The organism is Neorhizobium sp. USDA 3394 (assembly GCF_056280385.1).
Genome location: NZ_JBWCDU010000001.1, coordinates 1,829,630 through 1,851,112 on the forward strand (window position 1 = coordinate 1,829,630; position 21,483 = coordinate 1,851,112).

Here is a 21,483-nt window from a genome sequence, read left to right on the forward strand (position 1 = left end):
TACGATGCGGTTGATCGCACTTTCGAGACCGGCAATATAGCTGCGTCATAGGGATTTGCCACAACGGGACGCGTAAAACCATGAGCCGTCACCTCGAAGCCACAATAGAGACGTTTCCAATCGCCGGTTCGTTCACGATTTCCCGCGGCTCCAAGACCGAGGCGGAGGTCATCACCTGCGTCGTCAGGGAGAACGGCGCCTCCGGCCGTGGCGAATGTGTGCCGTACAAGCGCTACGGCGAGAGCCTGGACGGCGTCATGGCGGAGATCGAAGCGGTCTCCGATGCCATCCGCGCCGGTCTGAGCCGCGCAGAACTACAGAGGCGGATGAAGCCGGGTGCCGCGCGAAATGCCGTCGACTGCGCTCTCTGGGACCTCGAGGCAAAGCTGAGCGGGCAACGTGTTGCCGATGTGATCGGCGCCACCAGCCGCAAACCGTTCGTTACCGCCTTCACGCTGTCGCTCGGGGAACCGGAGGCCATGGCGGCCGAAGCTGCAAGGAACGCGCAACGTCCGCTTCTCAAGGTCAAGCTCGGAACCGAGGATGACGAGGCGCGGCTGAGGGCCGTTCGTGACGCCGCGCCGGCCGCGCGGATCATCGTTGATGCGAACGAAGGATGGACCGAGGAAAACCTCGCCCACCACATGGCGATTGCCGCGGAAACCAATGTGTCACTGATCGAGCAGCCATTGCCTGCCGGCCAGGATGCGGCGCTTGCCCGTATCCGCCGCCTGGTTTCCGTCTGCGCCGATGAAAGCGTGCACGCCACGCAGGACCTGGAAAGCCTCCGCGACCGGTACGACGCGGTCAACATCAAGCTCGACAAGACCGGCGGACTGACCGAGGCGCTGGCGATGAAGGCGGAAGCACAGCGGCTTGGATTTGCCGTGATGATCGGCTGCATGGTCGGCTCCTCGCTCGCCATGGCGCCGGCCGTGCTGCTTGCCCAGGATGCGGACTATGCGGATATCGACGGGCCGCTGCTGCTTTCCCGCGACCGGCCGGACGGGCTGCGCTACGAGGGTTCCCTCGTCTACCCGCCGGAAGCGACCCTCTGGGGCTGAAGTCTTGCCGCAAGCGCGATGATCGACAGGCCGACCAGCGCCAGGACCGACATCGCCACATAGCTCGTCGGGCCGAACTGGCGGTACAGTACGCCGGAGAGCACCGTCGCCAGCGCGAGAAAAACGCCGTTGTAGAAGACATAGGCGCCCTGCATCGAGGCCTCCTGGTCTTCGCGCACCGCCTCGACCAGCCGGTGCTGGATGCCGATATGCACGAAGGCGAACGTGAAGGCGTGGGTGGCCTGCAGCGCCAGATATCCCCAGAAGTCGAGCGGCATCGGAAACAGTGTCCAGCGGACCACGGCAACGGCACAACCGATTCGCATCAGCGTCCAGGGCGAAATCCGTCTGGCAATCCAGCCGGCGGCGAAGAAGACGATTATCTCCGACAGGACGGCCGCGCTCCACAGGACGCCGATCGAGCCGCTCGAAAAGCCGATCTGCTGCCAGTGGATGGTGCCGAACGTATAGAACATGCCGTGGCCCGCCTGCGCCACCGACGCGCCGATCATCAGCAAGTGCAGGTCGAGCCTTCTGAGCGAGCTCGGCTGAGGCATCCTCTCCGGATCCGGCCTTGCAACCGCCCGGCCGAGCTTCGGAGCCGCGAAGGCGACCGCGACGGTCAGGAGAAAACCGACCGCTATCGCCCAGGGGATGGCCTGGAAACCCCAGAATCCGCGGAGTTCGCCGACGACGAGCGCCACGGCCACGAAGCCGACGGATCCCCAGACGCGCATCGAACCGTACTGAAAACCCCAGCGCCGGACCCCGCTGACGGCGATCGATTCGACGATCGGCGCATAGGGCGCGAAAACCGCCGCCTGAACGGCGATGACGATGAGAACCGGCCAGAAGTCGTGGGTGAAGAACATGGCGAATGCGGTCAACAACGACAACGCGCCGGACCAGGCGAGCATGAGGATCCGTTCCGTCATGCGGTCGGCAAGCAGGCCGGCAACCGGGGCGGCAGCCACGCGCAGCAGAAGCTGGGCTGCGAGCACGAGGCCGATTTCGAATTCGGTAAAGGCAAGCCCGTCGAGCCAGACGGGCAGATAGGGCAGAATCACTCCGTTCACCCCGAGCGGCGCCCCATAGGCGATCGCACAGCGCAACTGGAAGAACCGGGGCGCAGCTTGCGCCGTATTTGAGGGAATCACGATTTCACGGGTGGGTTGCTGAAGTTTCAGCTTACCTAACACACACCCTTGTGCCTGCCTATGGCCAGATGTAGCCCTCCGGCCGGGCCGTCCATCTGTGGCAGGCCGTTCAGGCGGCCCGCATGTCCTCGATGGATTGCGGCGCCGGCAAGGACTTGATCTCCGCCGTGGCGGCGATGTTCTGCCAGGAAATCATTTCCAGCGTGCCGTCGAAGTTCTCGGCGATCGCCGTGCAGCTTTCCACCCAGTCGCCGGTATTGACGTAGTGGATGCCGTCGATGTCCTCCATGACGGCGTGATGGATATGGCCGCAGATGACGCCATCGACATTGTTGCGGCGGGCTTCGTCGGCAACGACCCGCTGGAACTCGCCGATGAAATTGACGGCGTGCTTGACCTGTAGCTTCGCCCAGGCGGAGAAGGACCAGTAGGGCATGCCGAGACGGCGGCGGATGGCGGCAAGGCCGATGTTGATGACGATCGCCGCGTCATAGGCCCAGTCGCCGAGATAGGCGAGCAGGCGGGCATTGCGGACCACGACGTCGAATTCGTCTCCATGCAGGATCAGGTATTTCTTGCCGTCGGCCATCTCGTAGATCTCGCGCTCGGCGACTTCGATGCCGCCGAAATGCGTGCCTGGGAAAGAGCGCAGGAATTCATCGTGGTTGCCGGGGATGTAGACGATGCGGGTACCCTTGCGCGCCTTGCGCAGCAGCTTCTGAACCACGTCGTTGCAGCCCTGCGGCCAATACCAGTTGCGCTTCAGCCGCCAGCCATCGACGATGTCGCCGACCAGGAAAATGGTATCCGCTTCATGATAGCGCAGGAAATCCAGGAGGAAGTCCGTTCGGGCTGCCTTGGAGCCCAGATGAACGTCCGAAATGAAGAGCGTTCTGAAATGTCTTGTATCCATCTCACCGGTCACGAAGTCGTCCTTTCGCTGCCGCTTCTGTTGGCTTCAAAACCAGACTCGTGTTTCAGGATGATGACAGGGACCGGGAAAGGTGCGTACCGCGCCCAATCGGCCATGTTCCAATTTCCGCCGTGACCGCAAAATTAGCTGCTGTTGCTTTGGGTCGATTGATGTAATGAGAGGTCTCTCCTTTCGACCCCTCAAAGACAGAACATGCAAGCCCAGGAGGAAACATGAACGCGCAGGACAAACCGAAGTCGCCGACCATGCCGGTCAGCGGCGATCTCGACGAGCAGGCGCTGTTCTTCCACCGCTATCCGCGGCCCGGCAAGCTGGAGATCCAGGCGACGAAGCCGCTCGGCAACCAGCGCGACCTGGCGCTTGCCTATTCTCCGGGCGTTGCAGCACCGTGCCTGGCGATCCGCGACAACCCGGACTTGGCCGCGGACTATACCGCCCGCGCCAACCTCGTCGCCGTCGTCTCCAACGGCTCGGCCGTGCTCGGTCTCGGCAATATCGGCCCGCTGGCCTCGAAGCCGGTCATGGAAGGCAAGGCCGTCCTCTTCAAGAAATTCGCAGGCATCGACGTTTTCGACATCGAGATCGACGCGCCCGGCATCGAGGCGATGGTCTCTACCGTTTCGGCGCTCGAGCCGACCTTCGGCGGAATCAACCTCGAAGACATCAAGTCGCCGGAGTGTTTCGAAGTCGAACGCCGGCTGCGTGAAAAAATGAACATCCCGGTCTTCCACGACGACCAGCACGGCACGGCGATCATCGTCGCCGCCGCAGTCCTGAACGGGCTGGAACTCGCCGGCAAGAACATCGCCGACGTAAAGATCGTGACGTCGGGCGCCGGTGCCGCGGCGCTTGCCTGCCTGCATCTCCTCGTTTCGCTCGGCGCCAAGAAAGAGAATATCTGGGTCCACGACATCGAAGGCCTCGTCTATGACGGGCGCAACACGCTGATGGACGAGTGGAAGGAAATCTACACCCAGAAATCCGACAAGCGCGTGCTGGCCGACAGCATCGGCGGTGCCGACGTGTTCCTCGGCCTCTCTGCCGCCGGCGTACTGAAGCCCGAACTCCTGGAGCAGATGGCCGAGAAGCCGCTGATCATGGCGCTCGCCAATCCGACGCCGGAAATCATGCCCGAGCTTGCCCGCGCCGCCCGGCCCGACGCGATGATCTGCACCGGCCGTTCGGACTTCCCGAACCAGGTCAACAATGTCCTGTGCTTCCCCTACATCTTCCGCGGCGCGCTCGATTGCGGCGCCCGGACGATCAACGAGGAAATGAAGATGGCGGCGGTCAAGGCGATCGCGGCGCTTGCGCGCGAGGAGGTCTCCGACGTCGCGGCGCGCGCCTATTCCGGCGAGACTCCGATCTTCGGCCCCGACTACCTCATCCCCTCGCCTTTCGACCCGCGCCTCATCCTGCGAATCGCACCGGCGGTCGCCAGGGCTGCCGCGGAGACCGGCGTCGCATCCCGGCCAATCCAGGATTTCGAGGCTTATCTCGACCAGTTGAACCGCTTCGTCTGGCGCTCCGGTTTCGTCATGAAGCCGATCTTCAGCGCCGCCAAGGTATCCGAAAAGAACCGCGTGATCTTTTCGGAAGGCGAGGACGAACGCGTGCTGCGTGCCGCCCAGGTCCTGCTCGAGGAAAAGACGGCGATGCCGATCCTGATCGGCCGTCCTTCGGTCATCGAGGCGCGGCTGGCGCGTTTCGGCATCCGTATCCGCCCGAATGTCGATTTCGCCGTGGTCAACCCGGAAGACGATCCGCGCTATCGCGACTATGTCGACGAATATTTCGCACTGGTCGGCCGTGAAGGCATCAATCCGGAGGCGGCACGCACAATCGTGCGCACCAACAATACGGTGATCGGTGCCCTGGCGGTCAAGCGCGGCGATGCCGACGCGCTGATCTGCGGCGTCGAGGGACGCTACGACAAGCACCTCAGCGACGTGAACCAGATCATCGGCAAGCGGCCGGGCGTCTGCGCCTTCTCGGGCCTCAGCCTGGTCATCTCCCAGCGCGGCGCGATGTTCTTCACCGACACGTTCGTGAACTACAACCCGTCCGCGCAGGAAATCGCCGAGATCACCATTCTGGCGGCCGAGGAAATTCGCCGGTTCGGCATCACTCCGAAGGCGGCGCTGATCTGCCATTCGAATTTCGGCTCGCGCGATTCCGAAAGCGCCCAGAAGATGCGGGCCGCCCTGAAGCTGGTGCGCCAGCAGGCGCCGGAACTGGAAGTGGACGGCGAAATGCAGGGCGGTTCTGCCCTGTCGGAAACGCTGCGCAAGCGGGCCATGCCGAACAGTTCGCTGACCGGCGAGGCCAACCTGCTGGTCTTCCCGAACCTCGATGCGGCAAACATCTCGCTCGGCCTCGTGCGCAACCTGACGGACGCCCTGCATGTCGGCCCCATTCTTCTCGGGGCGGCCCAGCCGGCGCATATCCTGTCGTCCTCGGTCACGTCGCGCGGCGTGGTGAACATGGCGGCGCTTGCCGTCGTGGAGGCATCCCAGCCCAATCTGCAAGCTCAACTCTGAGCTGCATTTCTTCTCCTGCTTTGGCGCGGGCCCCGTTTGGGGCTCGAAAGGCACCGGGGATGGATTTCGGCGTGCGGTGATCGCGGCTTTATGAGATTGTCAACCGACACGCTCCATGATGCCATCTCCCATTAGGAGAGGATGCCGGAATTGCCGATACCGATTCGCGGCCTGCTGACCATACCGCTCTTGCTTCTGCCTGCCGCAGCGCTGGCGGGAGACCCTGCCGTTTGTGCGGTCCTTTACCGGAAACTTGGAAACAGCCCGCAGATCATCGGCAGCACGTCCGTGGCGCGCAGCTATGCCCAGCAGCTCGGCGAATACAATTCGGATATCCGCGAGCTCCGGATCGACATGCGCCGCGCCGGCTGCGGCAATGGCAGCATCGTGGTTCTGGGTGGCCCGAATGCCGAGGTCTGCGGCCAGATGCGGGATGCGCTGGAGCGAATGGAGCAGAGTCGCGACGCGCTTGCGGCGGAACGGAACAGTTCGCGGCAGATGATCCTGCCTTCGGAAGAGCGCAATGCCATTCTCGCCGCCATTCGCGAGCAGCGCTGCATCCCTTCCTTCGAGCCGCTGCCGCCTGTTGTCGACGACCGCCGAAAGGTGCCGGGCATCGAGCTTCCCACCGAAGAGCAGCCCTATTCCGGGGTTACCAAACTGCAGACCCGCCCGCAAAAGCCACAGGCCGCGGTCCGCCCGCCCGCCTCACCGCCGCCCGAGCGGCCATACGATCCAAACAAGAAGGTGCGCACCGTCGGGCCTGCTTTCCTGCCCGAAGCGGATATCGATCTCAGCAATCCGAAATCGGCAGGACCGCAGCCGCAGCAATAATCAGCGGTTCTCCCATCGGTCCTGAAAGACCAGTTCATCCAGGGCCAGGCGCTGGCGCCACCCCTTGAGCGCCAGTTCCGGCTCGCCATAGAGCTGGTCGATATAACCGAGGCAGAGCCAGGCGACGATCTCGATGCGGTCGGGAATGCCGAGCAGCGTGCGCACGTCCTCGTCGCGAAAGATACTGACCCAGCCGACGCCGACGCCCTCGGCCCTTGCCGCCAGCCACAGGTTCTGCACGGCGCAGACGGTCGAATAGGCATCCATGCGCGGATTGTGGGTGCGGCCGAGCACGACCGGGCCGGCACGATCCGGATCGCAGGTGACGCAGATCGACAGCGGCGCCTTGACGATGCCTTCGAGCTTGAGGCTGCGGTAGAGGTCACGGCTCTCGTCCGGAAACATCTCCACGGCTTCGTCATTGGCACGCGAGAAGGCGGCTCGAGCCGCCTCCCGCACCGCCGGATCGCGGATGAGGACGAAATTCCAGGGCTGCATGAAGCCGACCGAGGGTGCGGCATGCGCGGCGGCAAGCAGGCGCTTTACCAGGTCGTCCGGCAGCGGATCGGGCAGGAACTGGTCGCGCACGTCGCGGCGCGTCTCGATCGCCCTGTAGACGGCCGCACGTTCGGCCTTCGAAAATTCACCGGCAGGCAGCAAGGCATGCGCGAAAGGATCATGCTGCATCGTTTGTCCCCAACAATGCCGTCGCTCCCCTGCCTTTGAGAGCAAGGAGAGGTCCGAAACCTTTCCGCCGTCCGCGCGGGGTCGGTCTATCGTGTCAGGCCGGTCTTCTGACTTGGCTTCATCCGCTTCCCGCCGCAGCCTTCCCGGTTTCCCAGTGGCCTCAAATCCTGCGGCCGAGCGTCCACCTCACAGCGTTGGGCACGTTCCGGATCTGCCCCGGATTCCCGATTCTCCGGCTTGTCGCCGGCACCTGACAGGATCGGTTATGCCCCCGCGCCATCCTCGGCGCAAGGTGTTCATGCGACGGGGAAATAGCGCACGTAGGCAAACTCATCGCCGTCAGGTGACCAGTTGGGCGAGTTCATCGTGCCCTGACCGCCGAAGAGATCGAACAGCGTCTCGACATTGCCGCCATCCATGTCCATCAGCCGGACGCGGACGTCGTGGTCGCGCGGATGGTCGAAGACATCGGCGTCGTAGGAGACAAAGACGATCTTGTCACCTTTCGGTGACGGATGCGGAAACCAGTCGCCGTAACCGCCGTCGGTGATCCGCTCGGCCGGGCCGCCTGATGCCGGAACGCGCCAGATCTGCATCAGCCCGGTGCGGCTGGAATTGAAGTAGATCCATTTTCCATCCGGCGAATAATCCGGTCCGTCGTTGCGGCCCTCGCCGAAGGTCAGCCGCGACTCTGCACCGCCTTCGATGCCGATCGTATAAATATCGAACTCGTCGCCCCGAATGCCGCAATAGGCGAAGTTTTTTCCGTCCAGCGACCAGCCGTGCCAATAGGACGGCAGGTTCTGCGTCACCAGCCTCGGCGTGCCGCCTTCGGCGGGAAGGACATAGATCGCCGACTTGCCGAACTCCACCTTGTCGGAAATGGCGATCAGCGAACCGTCCGGCGAAATGCCGTGGTCATTGTTGCATTGTCCGGCAAAGCCGGTATCGACGCGCTGCGGACCGCCGTCTCCATCCGGTGACAGCCGATAGATCAGGCCCTCGCTGTTAAGCATCAGGTAGCGCCCGTCGGGCGACCAGTTGGGCGCCTCGAACAGGGCTTCGGTCTGCCAGACCACCCGCATCGTCCTCGTCCGGATATTGAAGATCTCGACCGAGCTGCGCAGGGCCATGATCCTCTCCTACCGATCCCTGAACCGGTTGGTGATCGGATAACGCCGGTCGCGACCGAAGTTCTTCTTGGTGATCTTGACGCCCGGTGCCGATTGGCGCCGCTTGTATTCGGCGAGATAAAGCAGGTGCTCGATCCGGTGAACGGTGGCGATGTCGTGGCCGCGGGCGATGATCTCTTCCGTGCCCATCTCCAGCTCGACCAGGCATTCGAGGATGTCGTCGAGTACCGGATAGGGCGGCAGCGAGTCCTGATCGGTCTGGTTGGGTCGCAGTTCCGCGGACGGCGCCTTGGAGATGATGTTCTTCGGGATCACCTCGCCGCTTGGACCCAAGGCCGTCGGCGGCAGGTGATCGTTGCGCCAGGCGGCCAGCGCGTAGACCTGCATCTTGTAGAGATCCTTGATCGGATTGAAGCCGCCGTTCATGTCGCCGTAGAGGGTCGCATAACCGACCGACATTTCCGACTTGTTGCCGGTCGTTACCACCATCGAGCCGAACTTGTTGGAGATCGCCATCAGGATCGTGCCGCGCGCACGGCTCTGAAGGTTCTCCTCGGTAATGCCTTCCTCGGTTCCCTCGAACAGTTCGGCAAGCGCCGACGAGAACCCGTCCACCGGCTCGGCGATCTGCACGATGTCGTAACGGCAGCCGAGCGCCCTGGCGCAATCGGCCGCATCCTTCAGCGAATCCTCCGACGTATAGCGATAGGGCAGCATCACCGCGCGCACCCTCTCCTCACCCAGCGCATCGACGGCGATCGCCGCGCAGATGGCGCTGTCGATGCCGCCGGACAGGCCGAGCACGACCGACTTGAAACCGTTCTTGTTGACGTAGTCGCGGAAGCCGAGGAGGCAGGCGCGATAGTCCGCTTCCTCCTTTTCCGGGATGCGCGCCATCGGCCCGCGGGCGCAATGCCAGGTCTCGCCGATCCGTCTCCATTCGGTGACAGCAACGGCCGGCTCGAACTGGCTCATCTGGAAGGCGAGCGACTTGTCCACGTTGAAGGCGAAGCTGGCGCCGTCGAAGACCAGTTCGTCCTGGCCGCCGAGCTGGGCCGCGTAGATCATCGGCAGGCCGGTCTCGATCACCTGTTTCAGCACGACCTGATGGCGGATATCCACCTTGCCGCGATAATAGGGCGAACCGTTCGGCACGAGCAGGATTTCCGCGCCGCTTTCCGACAGGGTCTCGCAGACGCCGAGATCGCCCCAGATGTCCTCGCAGATCGGGATGCCGAGCCGGACGCCTCGAAAATTCACCGGTCCGGGCATCTCGCCGGCGATGAAGACGCGCTTCTCGTCGAACTCGCCATAGTTCGGCAGGTCGATCTTGTCGCGCACCGCGATCACCTTGCCGCCGTCGAGCACGGCGATCGAATTGTGCCGGCCCTCGCTCCCCTGGCGCGGAAAACCGATGATGACGCCGGGGCCGCCGTCGGCCGTATCGGCCGCAAGCTCCTCGACCGCCTTCAGGCAGGCCTTCAGGAAAGCCGGTTTCAGGACGAGGTCCTCCGGCGGATAACCGGACAGGAAGAGCTCGGTGAACAGGATGATATCCGCCTCTTCGCGGGCAGCATCTCTTCGGGCTTCACGAGCCAGCGCCAAGTTGCCGGCGATGTCGCCGACGGTCGGGTTGAGCTGGGCGACGGCGATGCGGAAAGTCTGGCTGATGTCCTGGGTCATGGTACCGATTTAACGTCAGCCGCAGGCGGCGGCAACGTTGTTCCTTGAGTTTTTTATGGTTCAGGCGGATGCGGGACGATCGCCCGGATAATGCGGCACGCCGTCCTCCGGCAACTGGTAGAAATCTCCCTTGTGGGCGCAATAGATATGCTCGCCCATGACAAGCCCGCTCGGCTGGTCGAAGGCGCCCGCCAGGATCGAAATGCTTGCCGCGCCCTCCGCCTGCCAGAACAGCGCCGAGCCGCATTGCGAGCAGAAGCCGCGCCGCGCCTCATCGCTGGCGCGATACCAGCTCAGCGTCTCCTCGCCTTCAAGCGTCAGATTCTCGGCACGAACGCTGGTCGCCGCATAATAGAGCCCGGTCTGGCGGCGACATTGCGAACAATGGCAGGCCGTGACCGTCCGCAGCGGACCAACCGTTTCAAACCGGATCGCTCCGCAGAGGCAACGACCGCTGTTCTTCTGCTGCATGCACCATCCCCAATGAACGCGAGACGCTCAGTGTCGCGAGCACGGGCCTCGGGGTCAAATCTATTCGGTTGATGATGACCATCAGGGGAAACAATACGAAGAAAGGCCGGCGTCACCGCCGACCTTTCTGATTTCCAACCATCATGCGCGGCGGTTCAGCCGTTGACGACCATCCGCTTTTCGTCGCGGCCGCTCTTCATCCGCTCGGCGAGCAGGAAGGCCAGTTCCAGCGCCTGGTCGGCGTTGAGGCGCGGGTCGCAATGGGTGTGGTAGCGGTCCTGCAGGTCGCCGGCGCTAACCGCACGGGCGCCGCCGGTGCATTCTGTGACGTCCTTGCCGGTCATCTCGATATGGATGCCGCCCGGATGGGTGCCTTCCGCACGGTGGATCTGGAAGAAGCTTTCGACTTCCGACAGGATCCGATCGAACGGCCGGGTCTTGTAGTTGTTGAGCGTGATCGTATTGCCGTGCATCGGGTCGCAGGACCAGACGACCTTCTTGCCCTCGCGCTCGACGGCGCGGATCAGCTTCGGCAGGTTCTCGGCGACCTTGTCATGGCCGAAACGGCAGATCAGCGTCAGGCGGCCGGCTTCGTTGGCCGGGTTCAGCGCGTCGATCAGCTCGATTAGGTTGTCGGCCTGCAGCGAGGGACCGCATTTGAGACCGATCGGGTTCTTGATGCCGCGGAAATATTCGACATGCGCATGGTCGAGCTGGCGGGTGCGGTCGCCGATCCACAGCATGTGGCCCGACGTCGCGTACCAGTCGCCCGAAGTGGAGTCGACGCGGGTGAAGGCTTCTTCGTAACCGAGCAGCAGCGCTTCATGGCTGGTGAAGAAGTCCGTCTCGCGCAGGCTCGGCTGGTTTTCGGCCGTAATGCCAATCGCCTTCATGAAATCCATGGTTTCGCTGATGCGATCGGCGAGCTTGCGGTAACGCTCGCCCTGGGGGCTATCCTTGACGAAGCCGAGCATCCACCTGTGGACGTTTTCGAGGTTGGCATAACCGCCCATCGCAAAGGCGCGCAAAAGGTTGAGCGTCGCCGCCGACTGGCGATAGGCCATCATCTGACGTTCCGGATCGGGAATGCGCGACTCTGGCGAGAACTCGATGCCGTTGATGATATCGCCGCGGTAGGACGGCAGTTCGACGCCGCCCTGCACTTCAATGTTCGACGAACGCGGCTTGGCGAACTGGCCGGCGATGCGGCCGACCTTGACGACCGGAAGCTGGGCGCCATAGGTCAGGACAACCGCCATCTGCAGGAACGAACGGAAGAAGTCGCGGATATTGTCCGCGCCGTGTTCGACGAAGCTTTCTGCGCAGTCGCCGCCCTGCAGCAGGAAGGCATTGCCTTCCGCGACGCTGGCGAGCTGCTTCTTCAGGCGGCGGGCCTCACCGGCAAAGACAAGCGGCGGAAAGGTGGCGAGCTGAGCTTCAGTCGCCGCCAAAGCGGCGTTGTCCGGGAATTCCGGGACCTGCTGGATCGGTTTTTGCCGCCAACTGCTCGGGGTCCAATTCTGTGCCATCTCGCTCACCTGTTTCAGCCTCGGCCATCCTCTGCCGGGCAAGTCTTTAAAATCGAGGCGGCTTATAGACCTTAACAGCGGCGTTGCATAGCCGTTTTGCCCGCTTCACCGCCGGCCCCGTCCCCCGCGAGACGCCACGAATATCAAGATGACGCCGTAGTCGGCCGGATCGCATGCAGTATGAAATCAGGACATACCTTCAATCTTAATGCCGTTCTTAGCCACAATTTCACGAATTTGCGCGACGTTCCTGCCGGGTTTTCTTGCTGGGGAGCAGGCAATGCATCCGATGACACGTTTCTGGAAGGATCGCGGCGGCAATTTCGGCGTCATGACTGCCTTTCTACTGGTTCCGCTGATCGGAACAGCCGGCATGGCGCTCGATTTCGGGCACGCGCTCTCCGTCAAGCAGCAACTCGTCGGTGCGGCCGATGCGGCCGCCGTCGGCGCGATCGCCGAAAAATCGAAGGCCGTCGCTCAGGCGATGCAGCTGCCGGGCGACGGAAGCGTGGCGCTCGATCCGGCCGAGGCACGAAGCATCTTCCTCGGTCAGATGCTCGGCGAGCTTTCCACCCTGCCGGTCAATGTCGATATCGCGGTCGCGAAGAACAACGGCATCCTGACCTCGCATGTATCGTTCAGCGCGACCTTGCCCACCACTTTTATGACGATCCTCGGCAAGGACGACATCACCGTTTCCGGCCAGGCCACCGCGCAATACCAGACGCCCTCGTTCCTCGACTTCTACATGCTGCTCGACAATACGCCTTCGATGGGCGTCGGGGCGACACCCGCGGATGTCGCCAAACTCCGGGCAGCCACCATCAATGGCCGCAACGGAAAAGACAAGGATTGCGCATTCGCCTGCCACGTCGTCTCGGAAAGCGGCGTCGAGGACAAGGACAGCTATTACAACCTCGCCAAAAAGATCGGAGCGACGATCCGTATCGACGTTGTGGCCGATGCGGTCGCCGCGCTGATGACGACCGCCAAGGATACGCAGACCGTCAACAATCAGTTCCGGATGTCGGCTTACACGTTCGGGCGCTCCGCGCTCGACGCGAACCTCTATACGGTCGCCACTCCGACGACCGATCTGGAGGCCCTCGGCAAGGCCACGGAAAATATCGGGCTGATGAGCATCCCGAGTCACGATTACCCGAACAATCAGACCGACTACAATGCGGCTCTGACAGGCATCGACGAGAAGATCAAGTCGACGGGCCTTGGCACAAGCACCGCCGACCGGCAGGCGATCGTCTTCCTGGTTGGCGATGGCGTCGGCGATGCGCAGCGCTCCAACTGCAAGAAGAAGCTGACCTACACGAAAAAGGGGTCGGAACAACTGCCGCGCTGCATGGAACCGATCGACGTCGAATACTGCAACGACATAAAGCTTCGGGGCGTGAAGATTGCCGTGCTCTACACAACCTATCTGCCTCTGCCCGAGAACGGCTTCTACAACAACTGGATCGCCCCGTTCCAGCCAAGCATACCGAACAACATGCGGGCCTGTGCCACCGAAGGTTATTATTTCGAGGTGAGCCCGACCGAAGGCATCGCCGCCGCCATGAATACGCTTTTCCGCAAGATCGTCAGCGCGCCACGGATCACCAGCTAACAGGAACTGGCGAGCGCGTCAGATGCGCTCACCGTTCTTCACCCGGTAGCTCGGGTTGTACATGGTGACCAGCTCTTCCGCTGCCGTCGGATGGACGGCCATGGTGCGGTCGAAATCATCCTTGGTGACGCCGGCCTTCAGCGAAATGCCGAGAAGCTGCGCCATCTCGCCGGCATCGTGGCCGAGGATGTGGGCGCCGACCACCTTGCGGCTTGCCGCATCGACCACCAGCTTCATGATCATTTTCTCCGCCCGTCCCGAAAGCGTCGCCTTCATCGGCCGGAATTCGGCGCGGTAGACCTCGAGTTCCGGATAGTGCTTGGCGGCCTCCTCTTCCGACAGGCCGACAGTGCCGATCTCCGGCTGCGAGAAGACGGCGGTGGCGATCAGGTCGTGGTCGGGGGCGGTCGGATTGTTCCTGTATTCGGTTTCGATGAAGCACATCGCCTCGTGGATCGCCACCGGCGTCAGCTGTACCCGGTCGGTGACATCGCCGAGCGCATAGATATGCGGCACGCTGGTTCGGGAATATCTGTCGACGACGATGGCGCCGCGCTCGTTCATCTCGACGCCCGCGGCCTCCAGGCCCAGCCCCCCGGTATTCGGATCGCGCCCGAGTGCCAGCATGATGGTGTCGACGGCAATCGTCTCGCCGCTCATTGTCCTGGCGACAAGCCCGCCTGCCGGCGCCTTGGTGACCTCCTCGATCACGTCCGTCAGCACGATGCGGATGCCCTTCTCGACCATCGCCTTGTGCAGGCCCTGGCGCATGTCGTGGTCGAAGCGCGACAGGATCTCCTTGCCGCGATAGATCAGCGTCACATCGACGCCGAGGCCGTGGAAGATGTTGGCGAACTCGACCGCGATATAACCGCCGCCGGCGATCAAGATGGAGCGCGGCAGTTCGGGCAGATCGAAGGCCTCGTTGGACGAGATGCAGAGCTCATGGCCGGGCAGCGCCGCATGCGGGTTGGGCGCGCCGCCGGTGGCGATGACGATCTTTTCGGCGGTCACGGTCCTGCCGGTCTTCACGAGCCGGATCGTATGGGCATCGACTAGTTCGGCGCGGGTCTCCAGGATTTCCGCACCGTTGTTCTCAAGACCCTTGCGATAGAGGCCTTCGAGGCGGGCGATCTCCCTGTCCTTGGCGGCGATCAGCTTCTTCCAGTCGAACGTGCTCGCTCCGGCTTCCCAGCCGTAACCGACCGCGTCCTCGAAATGTTCGTGATATTGCGATGCGTAGACGAAGAGCTTCTTCGGCACGCAGCCGCGAATGACGCAGGTGCCGCCAAAACGATATTCCTCGGCGATCGCCACCCGCTTGCCGAGCGATGCCGCCACGCGGCCCGCCCTCACCCCGCCCGATCCGCCGCCAATCACGAAGAGATCATAGTCATAGGCGGTCATGGTATTCTCCTTGAGAGCAGGCGGCTGGACGTGGCTCACATATAGGGATGAGAGGCACAAAAGGAAAAGCCCGGATTGCTCCGGGCTTCCTTAAAATTCGACGGGCCGACGATGTTGTCAGGGCTTCGGCGCGGGCGCCGGAGCCGGAGCCGGCTTTACAGCCGGAGCAGCGGGCTTTGCCGGAGCAGCAGCGGCCGGAGCAGCGGGCTTGGCCGCAGGCGCAGCAGCGGGCTTGGCAGGAGCCGGCGGAGTAGCAGGCTTTGCCGGTACTGGTGCAGCAGCCTGTGCTTCAGCCGGAGCCGGATCGACGACCGGCGCCGCGATCGGGTTTGCGTCGATGATGCCACGCAGCTTTTCCGAACTCTGGTTGGTCAGGTCGCGGGAAATCCCGTTTGCCCAGATTTCAGCGGCCTTGGTCAGTTCACGGCTGACGAGCGGCTGCGTGGTCAGCAGCTTCTTGCCGGTCTCCGTGTTGAAGAAGGTGGAAATCGACTTCAGTTCATCGACCGAGAAGCTCTTGGCGTAAATTGTCGCCGCTTCCTTTTCGAGATCGGCACGGCGCGGTGCAAGCACGAGCGCCTGCTCGTCGACGACGTTGGAAATCTGGCCCTGGAAGTTCGGAGAGGCCTGGATGAACTGGGCCTTCAGACGCTCTGCCAGGTTGGGCAGGATATTGTCGTAGCGATCCGTGACGTTGAGCGCCGTGATCGCATCGCGTGCGGCGGCGAGCTGGGCTTCCGAAACTTCCTGCGCGCGAACCGATACCGTGAAGGCGCCGGAGAAGAGAATGGCCACAGCGGCGGCACGGCCGATAACCGCGAATCTGATCATGAGTTGGTTGCTCCTAGTTTACTTCGCCTCAAGCGTCCGCGCTCCAGCCTCACCGGCAATGATCGCTAAGGACGCCATATGAATGAACAGCCCGTGTTCCACGACACCGGGAATGAAATTAAGCTCCGCCGACAGTGCCTCTGCATCAGGAATGCGGCCAAAAGATGCGTCGAAAATGTAGTGGCCGCCGTCCGTCGTGAAGACTTCAGCCCCCGATTTGCGCAGCTTCAACTCACCGGTCAATCCTAACCGGGAAGCGGCCTTTTCGATGGCAATCTGGGTCGCCGTCTGGCCGAAGGGATTGATCTCGATCGGCAGCGGATAGGCTCCGAGCATATCGACCAGCTTGCTTTCGTCGGCAATCACGATCATGCGGGCAGACGCCGCGGCAACGATCTTTTCGCGCAGCAATGCGCCGCCGCCGCCCTTGATCAGGGTCAGGTTGGCATCGACTTCATCGGCACCGTCGATCGTCAGATCGAGTTCCGGAAGCTCTTCGAGCGATTTCAGCGGAATGCCGAGCTCGACGCAGAGCCTCGCGGTGCGCTCGGACGTCGGCACGCCTTCGACCTTGAAGCCGCCATGGACCTTCTCGGCGAGTAGCCTGACGAATTCGTCCGCCGTCGAACCGGTGCCGATACCCAGCCTCATGCCATCCTCGACATAGGCCAGTGCCGCTTGCGCCGCCTTGACTTTCATTTCCCGGGCGTCCATCCGCCAAAAGCTCCCTTTGTTTTTGCCGACCCGCTGTTTACACGCCTCTCCCCGCAAACGAAAGTCCCCTCGCGGCGGGTTTTACGAAGCCATGGGTTTTACGAAGATGGGCGAATCTCGCATATTTGCTTTTCACGGCAGCATTGCTTAATCCGGGACATCTCCCGAACGACGCTCAAGAGGTTCCTTTGACCGCCCCACTCGTCATTTTCGACCTCGACGGCACGCTGATCGACACCGCACCGGATCTTATCGACAGCCTCAACTATACGATCGAGGACGTCGGTCTCCAGCCGGTGACCTTCGAGGACCTTACCCATCTCGTCGGCCAGGGCGTGCGCGTGATGATCCGCCGCGCCTTCGAACTTCGCAGGGTTCCGCTCGACGAGCAGACGGCGGCCAGGCTGTTCGATCGCTACATGGACCACTACGAGGCGCAGATGCCGGGTAGAAGCCGGCCCTATGACGGCGTCATCGCCTGTCTCGATCGCCTGTCGGCGGCCGGGATGCGGCTCGCGGTCTGTACCAACAAGTCCGAACGGCTCGCCTTCCCGCTTCTCGAAAAGCTCGGCCTTCTGGGTCGCTTCGTCGCGATGACCTGCGGCGATACCTTCGCCGTCCGCAAGCCGGATGCCCGGCACATTTTCGGTACGATAGAACGGGCCGGCGGCGATCCCCCGACAAGCGTCATGATCGGCGACAGCGTCAACGATATCCTTGCAGCGCAGAATGCCGGCATCGCCTCCATCGCCGTAACCTTCGGTTATTCCGACGTGGCAGTCGATACGCTCAACCCGGATCGGGTGATCGGCGGTTATGACGAACTGACCGTGGAGATGGTGGAAACGCTGATTTCCGCCGATGTGAAGCGGCTGGCGGCCGCCAAATAAAAAGCGGCCCGGAGGCCGCCTTCTTCTGCAATCCGAAACTCGTTCTCTGCCCGGAAGCTGACCTCAGCTCTGGGCCGCCCGGACCTTGGTGGTGGCCACGAAAGCCTTCACCGTCGCATCGTCGCGGCCATAGACGTCGTCAAAATACTCGACCTTGCCGTCCTTGTTCGGCCAGGCGGTGAAATAGGCGACGTAGACCGGGATCCTGACCGGCACCTTGGCGGCGACGTTCTCGCCGGCGGCGATCCGTCCGTTCACGTCCTCGATCGTGGTGCCGAGTACGGCGGCCGCCATCTTGCGCGGTTCGGCAAGACGGACACAGCCGTGGCTCAGCGCCCGCATGTCGCGCTGGAAGAAGCTCTTCGAGGGCGTGTCGTGCATGTAGATCGCGTGGCTGTTCGGGAACAGGATCTTCAGGTCGCCGAGCGCATTGTCACCCGAGGGCGGCTGGCGCACGGAAATCTTGTCGGTCGAGCCGAACCAGTTGACGCTGCTCGACGGGACCGCCCTGCCGCCGACCGATACCTCGTAACCCATCCGGTCGAGGTAGCTCGGATCCTGGCGCAGGTGCGGCAGCATCTCGTTGATGATGATCGACTGCGGCACGCCCCAATAGGGATTGAACTCGACGGTTTCAATTTCGTCCTGGAAGAAATAGGTCTGGTTGGACTTGCTGCCGACCACGACGCGCATCGAGAACTGTTCGGCACCACGGTCATGGTAGTAGACCGTGAACGCCGGCTGGTTGATGAAGACGTAACGCTGGCCGAGATCGTCCGGCAGCCAGCGCACCTGCTCCATGGCGACTTCGACCTTCTGGATCTTGTCCTTCGACGTATGGCCGACCATCTTGCGCACCGTCGCATTGCCGATGACGCCATCGGCCTTGAGACCGACTTCCGCCTGGAAGGACTTCACGACATCGACGAGTTCCGGCGTGTAGTCCGGGGTCTGCTGATAGGCCGCCAGCGTCGCCGCATGCTTGGTCTTCAGCGCTTCCGAACCGGTATGCTGGATTGCGGCGATGATGTTCGCCATATCCGCGCTGCTCTTGCCCGGCTTCAGGAGAATGTCGCTCGGCAGCGAGATCTGCGGACCGTCGTTGGCCGCTGCGGCGCGCAGCGTTGCAAGCTCCGCCTTCAGCGCCTGGAATTGAGGGCTCTGCGGCGCGAGGCCTTCAAGATAGGCCGCCACGTCGGTGCCGGTCTGCGCGAAAGGCAGGACGAGCGACAGCTTGCCGTCCTTGCGCTTGAAGTCGTGGTAACCGGACACCTTGTTCGGGTCGATGCGGCCACGCGTCATGTCCTGGGCGAACGTCAGCACCTTTTCCGACAGCGCCAGTTCGAACTGCATCAGCGAGCGATCGTGGCTGTCGGCGGCGGAAACCGGCGCAGATGTCGTTGCGGAGACATTGATGGGGGTCGCAGAATCCGTCGGCGCCGCGACGCTTGCCGTGGTCAGCGCCGGGACCGGCAGGATATAGTCGGCTGGTTCCAGCCCGTATTCGCCGGCCCGCTCGAAGAGCGACAGCACGCCCCTCGCCTTCTCATTGACGTCGCCTCCGGAAATCCACAGGGGCTCGGCAGCCTTGCCGTAGAAGGCCTCGAGAGCGGTCGCGATTTCCGCCGGAGCCGAAACCCTGGCCTCGGTGAGGAGGCGCGTGCCGTCCGTCGCAGACGCTGCGGCGAAGGCGGCGGTCTTCACGGCCCGCTCGGCATCGGGTTTGTAGGTGTAATATCGGGGACCGGAGACTTTCGGCAGCGGCTCGGGATCGGCGAGGCTGCGCTCGGTCGGCATGCCGGTATTGCCGCCGACGCCCGGCAGGCCGTTATCGGCCCGCCCTGCCCGTTCCGCGCCGGGACCGCCGCGCAGGAGGTCGAGAAGTGTCACGGCATGTGCGGGAACGGCCGCTCCGGTAAACATCGAGATGCCGGAGACGAGCGCCAATGCGATCGAAGTTTTTTTGTGTTTGTGCTGCAATGTCGTCCCCGTCACCTGCATCCGCGTCTTGATCCGCGGGCTCGAATATGTATCACGCCATCTAACCGATCGCGCGAGGGATGGAAAGAAACGCCCGAGTGGCCGGCGGATTTCGGCTCCTCCGGAAACAGCATCGGCGCGCAGCCGGAAGGTTAAGAAACTATTCGTTAAATTTTTACTGACGACCACCGACAAGCACCCGGCCGGAGGGCGGATTCCCGTGTATAATTCCGGGGTCCGTGTCATAAAAGGCACGACGAAAGCCTGCCAAAAAGCCTGTTCGGCCGGCTTGCGGACGTTCACCAATCGTATAGTAATGCCGCCGGCCGGCTCCGACGCGGTAACGCGTTGTTGATCTTTCAAGACACCGGCAGCGACCACGAGCAAAAAGAGGCAGCGAAGATGGCATCGACCCGCACCGAAACCGATACGTTTGGCCCGATCGACGTGGCGAGCGACCGTTATTGGGGGGCCCAGGCGCAGCGCTCGCTTGGCAACTTCAAGATCGGCTGGGAAAAACAACCGCTCGCGGTCGTGCGTGCGCTCGGCATCGTCAAGCAGGCCGCCGCCCGCGCCAATATGGAACTGGGCGGCCTCGACGCTTCGATCGGCAAGGTTATCGTCGAAGCGGCGCAGGAAGTCATCGACGGCAAGCTCGACGACCATTTCCCGCTCGTCGTCTGGCAGACCGGTTCCGGCACCCAGTCGAACATGAACGCCAACGAGGTGATCTCCAACCGCGCGATCGAAATGCTCGGCGGCGTGATGGGCTCCAAGAAGCCCGTGCACCCGAACGACCACGTCAACATGAGCCAGTCGTCGAACGACACCTATCCGACGGCCATGCACATCGCCTGCGTCGAAACCATCGTGCGCCACCTGATCCCGTCGCTCAAGCATCTGCACGAAGCGTTGGAAGTGAAGGTCAAGGCCTTCTCCCACATCATCAAGATCGGCCGCACCCATACGCAGGACGCCACTCCGCTGACGCTCGGCCAGGAATTCTCCGGTTACGCGGCGCAGGTCGGCTCGGCGATCGCCAATATCGAACTGACGCTGCCGGCGCTTTCCAAGCTCGCCCAGGGCGGCACGGCGGTCGGCACCGGCCTCAACGCTCCGGTCGGGTTTGCCGAAAAGGTCGCCGAGGAGATCTCGAAGATCACCGGCCTGCCCTTCGTGACCGCACCGAACAAGTTCGAGGCGCTCGCCTCGCACGACTCGATGGTTTTCGCACACGGCGCGATCAACGCAGCCGCCGCCGCGCTCTTCAAGATCGCCAACGACATCCGTTTCCTTGGCTCCGGCCCGCGTGCCGGCCTCGGCGAACTGTCGCTGCCGGAAAACGAGCCGGGTTCGTCGATCATGCCGGGCAAGGTCAACCCGACGCAGTCGGAAGCGCTCACCCAGGTCTGCGCCCACATCTTCGGCAACCATGCGGCTCTCACCTTCGCCGGCAGCCAGGGCCATTTCGAGCTCAACGTCTACAATCCGATGATGGCCTACAATTTCCTGCAGTCGGTCCAGCTGCTCGGCGACGCCGCGGTCTCCTTCACCGACAATTGCGTGGTCGGCATCGAGGCCCGGGAAGACAATATCCGCCGCGGCGTGGAGAACTCGCTGATGCTGGTCACCGCCCTCAACACCAGGCTCGGCTACGACATCTGCGCCAAGATCGCCAAGACCGCCCACAAGAATGGCACGACGCTTCGCGAAGAAGCAGTCGGCGGCGGATACCTGACGAACGAGGAATTCGACCAGTATGTCCGCCCGGAGAACATGATCGGCCCAAAATAAGGCGACCCGATTTACAATATAACGAGAAAGCCCGCCTCCCGAAAGGCGGGCTTTCTCTTTCGGTCAGCCCAGATGGGTTAATTCCGATAATATATCAACATTCTACCGGTGAATAACTTTTCGGGATCGAAGTCTGTAAACCCATTAATTTTGAGGGAAAAACGGGTATTTCAGAAATGCGAAATAAATTTAAGAATAAGCTCTTCATCTCCCA

17 protein-coding genes and 1 riboswitch are annotated in these 21,483 nt (G+C 62.6%); of the genes, 6 read left to right on the forward strand and 11 right to left on the reverse strand.

Going from position 1 to position 21,483, the window contains the following annotated elements:
- Positions 1-80 precede the first annotated feature (80 nt).
- The gene (gene dgcA / locus ACZ9EJ_RS08665; RefSeq protein WP_046642187.1) at positions 81-1,064 is read left to right on the forward strand and encodes an N-acetyl-D-Glu racemase DgcA; all 984 of its coding nucleotides are present in this window, start codon (positions 81-83) and stop codon (positions 1,062-1,064) included.
- On the opposite strand, the gene ACZ9EJ_RS08670 is transcribed toward dgcA, so the two are convergent.
- Both ACZ9EJ_RS08670 and ACZ9EJ_RS08675 read right to left on the reverse strand, forming a co-directional pair.
- Complete coding sequence (locus ACZ9EJ_RS08670; RefSeq protein WP_476098968.1) at positions 1,034-2,263, reverse strand: MFS transporter; 1,230 nt, start codon at positions 2,261-2,263, stop codon at positions 1,034-1,036. The genes dgcA and ACZ9EJ_RS08670 overlap by 31 nt on opposite strands.
- Before the next feature lie 67 nt (positions 2,264-2,330).
- Positions 2,331-3,134, reverse strand: a complete 804-nt coding sequence (locus ACZ9EJ_RS08675) for a UDP-2,3-diacylglucosamine diphosphatase (protein ID WP_080954303.1) — start codon at positions 3,132-3,134, stop codon at positions 2,331-2,333.
- Between the two features lie 233 nt (positions 3,135-3,367).
- On the opposite strand from ACZ9EJ_RS08675, the gene ACZ9EJ_RS08680 reads away from it, so the two are divergent.
- Both ACZ9EJ_RS08680 and ACZ9EJ_RS08685 read left to right on the forward strand, forming a co-directional pair.
- Complete coding sequence (locus ACZ9EJ_RS08680) at positions 3,368-5,695, forward strand: NADP-dependent malic enzyme (protein WP_046642190.1); 2,328 nt, start codon at positions 3,368-3,370, stop codon at positions 5,693-5,695.
- Between the two features lie 150 nt (positions 5,696-5,845).
- A complete protein-coding gene (locus ACZ9EJ_RS08685; protein WP_255742947.1) occupies positions 5,846-6,529 on the forward strand; it encodes a hypothetical protein in 684 nt (227 codons plus the stop codon).
- On the opposite strand, the gene bluB is transcribed toward ACZ9EJ_RS08685, so the two are convergent.
- The 5 genes from bluB to ACZ9EJ_RS08710 form a co-directional block, all read right to left on the reverse strand.
- A complete protein-coding gene (bluB, locus tag ACZ9EJ_RS08690) occupies positions 6,530-7,216 on the reverse strand; it encodes a 5,6-dimethylbenzimidazole synthase (protein ID WP_046642192.1) in 687 nt (228 codons plus the stop codon). It lies immediately after the preceding gene.
- A gap of 80 nt (positions 7,217-7,296) precedes the next feature.
- Positions 7,297-7,485: riboswitch (cobalamin riboswitch) on the reverse strand.
- Between the two features lie 27 nt (positions 7,486-7,512).
- The gene (locus ACZ9EJ_RS08695) at positions 7,513-8,343 is read right to left on the reverse strand and encodes a TolB family protein (RefSeq protein WP_046642211.1); all 831 of its coding nucleotides are present in this window, start codon (positions 8,341-8,343) and stop codon (positions 7,513-7,515) included.
- Positions 8,344-8,358: 15 nt separating this feature from the next.
- A complete protein-coding gene (locus tag ACZ9EJ_RS08700) occupies positions 8,359-10,032 on the reverse strand; it encodes an NAD+ synthase (RefSeq protein ID WP_046642193.1) in 1,674 nt (557 codons plus the stop codon).
- Positions 10,033-10,092: 60 nt separating this feature from the next.
- Complete coding sequence (locus ACZ9EJ_RS08705; RefSeq protein WP_046642194.1) at positions 10,093-10,503, reverse strand: GFA family protein; 411 nt, start codon at positions 10,501-10,503, stop codon at positions 10,093-10,095.
- A 155-nt stretch (positions 10,504-10,658) separates the two neighbouring features.
- On the reverse strand, positions 10,659-12,032 hold the full coding sequence (locus tag ACZ9EJ_RS08710; RefSeq protein ID WP_046642195.1) for a class II 3-deoxy-7-phosphoheptulonate synthase: 1,374 nt from the start codon (positions 12,030-12,032) through the stop codon (positions 10,659-10,661).
- Positions 12,033-12,312: 280 nt separating this feature from the next.
- Here ACZ9EJ_RS08710 and ACZ9EJ_RS08715 point away from each other — a divergent pair, with 280 nt between their 5' ends.
- Positions 12,313-13,653 (forward strand): TadE/TadG family type IV pilus assembly protein, encoded by a 1,341-nt coding sequence (locus ACZ9EJ_RS08715; RefSeq protein ID WP_046642196.1) that lies wholly within the window; start codon positions 12,313-12,315, stop codon positions 13,651-13,653.
- A gap of 18 nt (positions 13,654-13,671) precedes the next feature.
- Here ACZ9EJ_RS08715 and gor read toward each other — a convergent pair whose 3' ends face one another.
- The 3 genes from gor to rpiA all read right to left on the reverse strand — a co-directional run bounded on the left by gor (position 13,672) and on the right by rpiA (position 16,605).
- A complete protein-coding gene (gene gor, locus ACZ9EJ_RS08720; protein ID WP_046642197.1) occupies positions 13,672-15,060 on the reverse strand; it encodes a glutathione-disulfide reductase in 1,389 nt (462 codons plus the stop codon).
- Positions 15,061-15,177: 117 nt separating this feature from the next.
- Positions 15,178-15,891, reverse strand: a complete 714-nt coding sequence (locus ACZ9EJ_RS08725) for a DUF2059 domain-containing protein (RefSeq protein ID WP_046642198.1) — start codon at positions 15,889-15,891, stop codon at positions 15,178-15,180.
- 18 nt (positions 15,892-15,909) lie between these two features.
- Entirely contained in the window at positions 15,910-16,605 is a 696-nt protein-coding gene (rpiA, locus tag ACZ9EJ_RS08730; protein ID WP_046642199.1) for a ribose-5-phosphate isomerase RpiA, read from the reverse strand.
- 188 nt (positions 16,606-16,793) lie between these two features.
- Here rpiA and ACZ9EJ_RS08735 point away from each other — a divergent pair, with 188 nt between their 5' ends.
- Positions 16,794-17,495, forward strand: a complete 702-nt coding sequence (locus ACZ9EJ_RS08735) for an HAD family hydrolase (protein WP_080954300.1) — start codon at positions 16,794-16,796, stop codon at positions 17,493-17,495.
- Between the two features lie 63 nt (positions 17,496-17,558).
- On the opposite strand, the gene ACZ9EJ_RS08740 is transcribed toward ACZ9EJ_RS08735, so the two are convergent.
- Positions 17,559-19,496 (reverse strand): L,D-transpeptidase family protein, encoded by a 1,938-nt coding sequence (locus ACZ9EJ_RS08740; RefSeq protein WP_080955849.1) that lies wholly within the window; start codon positions 19,494-19,496, stop codon positions 17,559-17,561.
- 381 nt (positions 19,497-19,877) lie between these two features.
- On the opposite strand from ACZ9EJ_RS08740, the gene fumC reads away from it, so the two are divergent.
- Complete coding sequence (gene fumC / locus ACZ9EJ_RS08745) at positions 19,878-21,269, forward strand: class II fumarate hydratase (protein ID WP_037082413.1); 1,392 nt, start codon at positions 19,878-19,880, stop codon at positions 21,267-21,269.
- Positions 21,270-21,483 lie beyond the last annotated feature (214 nt).

Excerpts from the sequence above, each read along its gene's own strand:
- dgcA (WP_046642187.1), top strand. The coding sequence starts at position 81 with ATGAGCCGTCACCTCGAAGCCACAATAGAGACGTTTCCAATCGCCGGT.
- ACZ9EJ_RS08675 (WP_080954303.1), bottom strand. The coding sequence starts at position 3,134 with ATGGATACAAGACATTTCAGAACGCTCTTCATTTCGGACGTTCATCTG.
- ACZ9EJ_RS08680 (WP_046642190.1), top strand. The coding sequence starts at position 3,368 with ATGAACGCGCAGGACAAACCGAAGTCGCCGACCATGCCGGTCAGCGGC.
- bluB (WP_046642192.1), bottom strand. The coding sequence starts at position 7,216 with ATGCAGCATGATCCTTTCGCGCATGCCTTGCTGCCTGCCGGTGAATTT.
- ACZ9EJ_RS08700 (WP_046642193.1), bottom strand. The coding sequence starts at position 10,032 with ATGACCCAGGACATCAGCCAGACTTTCCGCATCGCCGTCGCCCAGCTC.
- ACZ9EJ_RS08705 (WP_046642194.1), bottom strand. The coding sequence starts at position 10,503 with ATGCAGCAGAAGAACAGCGGTCGTTGCCTCTGCGGAGCGATCCGGTTT.
- ACZ9EJ_RS08710 (WP_046642195.1), bottom strand. The coding sequence starts at position 12,032 with ATGGCACAGAATTGGACCCCGAGCAGTTGGCGGCAAAAACCGATCCAG.
- ACZ9EJ_RS08715 (WP_046642196.1), top strand. The coding sequence starts at position 12,313 with ATGCATCCGATGACACGTTTCTGGAAGGATCGCGGCGGCAATTTCGGC.
- gor (WP_046642197.1), bottom strand. The coding sequence starts at position 15,060 with ATGACCGCCTATGACTATGATCTCTTCGTGATTGGCGGCGGATCGGGC.
- ACZ9EJ_RS08725 (WP_046642198.1), bottom strand. The coding sequence starts at position 15,891 with ATGATCAGATTCGCGGTTATCGGCCGTGCCGCCGCTGTGGCCATTCTC.
- rpiA (WP_046642199.1), bottom strand. The coding sequence starts at position 16,605 with ATGGACGCCCGGGAAATGAAAGTCAAGGCGGCGCAAGCGGCACTGGCC.
- ACZ9EJ_RS08740 (WP_080955849.1), bottom strand. The coding sequence starts at position 19,496 with ATGCAGGTGACGGGGACGACATTGCAGCACAAACACAAAAAAACTTCG.
- fumC (WP_037082413.1), top strand. The coding sequence starts at position 19,878 with ATGGCATCGACCCGCACCGAAACCGATACGTTTGGCCCGATCGACGTG.